This window comes from Roseivivax isoporae LMG 25204, from assembly GCF_000521865.1.
In the GTDB taxonomy this organism is placed as follows: Bacteria; Pseudomonadota; Alphaproteobacteria; order Rhodobacterales; family Rhodobacteraceae; genus Roseivivax; species Roseivivax isoporae.
Genome location: NZ_JAME01000117.1, coordinates 1 through 1,331, shown reverse-complemented (window position 1 = coordinate 1,331; position 1,331 = coordinate 1). Strand labels below are relative to the sequence as shown.

Here is a 1,331-nt window from a genome sequence, read left to right as displayed (position 1 = left end):
CGCGCCATCCGATCGTGGAAGACGAGGTCGTCATCTACGCCGGCGCCACCATCCTGGGCCGCGTGACGCTGGGCCGCGGCGCGGTGATCGGCGGAAACGTCTGGATCACCAGCGACGTGGCGCCCGGCGCCACCGTCACGCAGGCCGGCCCGCGCAGCACGCCGCAGGCCGACGCCGGTCAGGCGCGCCCGCGCGAGCGCGCCGCCTGACCGCTATTTCCCCAGGGGCTTCGGCCCTTTCTTTTTGTCTGTGTTGTTTGCGTGTTTGTTCACTTCGGAGATTTCAATGAGTGCCACCGTAGGCGGGACCGTCGCATTGGGCGACAACGGCGCAAGGCAGTTGGCCAATGCGACCAAGACCGTACCCCAACTTGCCACCATCAGCCCGCGCTGGCTGACGCATTTGCTGCAATGGGCGCCGGTCGAAGCAGGCATCTACCGCCTGAACAAGGTCAAGAATCCCGAAAACATCAAGGTGACGTGCACCGCGCGCGAAGCCGAGAACCAGTTGCCGCGCACCTTCGTCGAGTACGAGGAGCAGCCGCGCGAGTATTTCCTGAACGCCGTCAGCACCGTGCTGGACGTGCACACCCGCATCTCCGACCTCTACAGCAGTCCGCACGACCAGATCAAGGAACAGCTGCGCCTGACCATCGAGACCATCAAGGAAAACCAGGAAAGCGAACTCATCAACAACCCCGATTACGGCCTGCTGTCGCAGGTGACGGAAGAGCAGCGCATTTTCCCGCTGACCGGCGCGCCCACGCCCGACGACCTGGATGAGCTGCTGACCAAGGTCTGGAAGGAGCCGGCCTTCTTCCTGACGCATCCGCTGGCCATCGCCGCCTTCGGCCGCGAAGCCACGCGGCGCGGCACGCCGCCGCCGACGGTAAGCCTGTTCGGCTCGCAGTTCATCACCTGGCGCGGCATTCCCCTGATTCCGTCCAACAAGGTGCCGGTGGCCGATGGCAAGACCAAGATCCTGCTGCTGCGCGTGGGCGACAAGCGCCAGGGCGTGGTCGGCCTGTACCAGCCGGGCCTGCCGGGCGAACAGAGCCCGGGCCTGTCGGTGCGCTTCATGGGCATCAACAACCATGCCATCGCGTCCTACCTGATCTCGCTGTACTGCTCGCTGGCGCTGCTGGCCGACGACGCGCTGGCGGTGCTCGACGATGTCGAGATCGGCAAGTACCACGACTATCCCGACACCTACAAATAGGCCGCACGATGGCTGTCGCCGATTCCTCTCCAAGCTTCGCCGCCCTGGCCGGCGGCGTGCCGGGCGCGCCGGAAGCGCCCATCGATCCGGACGTGCTGACGCGTCTGGCCAAT

1 protein-coding gene and 1 pseudogene are annotated in these 1,331 nt (G+C 65.7%); both read left to right on the top strand.

Going from position 1 to position 1,331, the window contains the following annotated elements:
* Nucleotides 1–209, top strand: a pseudogene (locus RISW2_RS22870) (hypothetical protein); the annotation flags it as partial.
* A gap of 76 nt (nt 210–285) precedes the next feature.
* Nucleotides 286–1,218 (top strand): family 2A encapsulin nanocompartment shell protein, encoded by a 933-nt coding sequence (locus tag RISW2_RS22865; RefSeq protein ID WP_043775745.1) that lies wholly within the window; start codon nt 286–288, stop codon nt 1,216–1,218.
* The last annotated feature ends 113 nt before the right edge of the window (nt 1,219–1,331 follow it).

Excerpts from the sequence above, each read along its gene's own strand:
- RISW2_RS22865 (WP_043775745.1), top strand. The coding sequence starts at position 286 with ATGAGTGCCACCGTAGGCGGGACCGTCGCATTGGGCGACAACGGCGCA.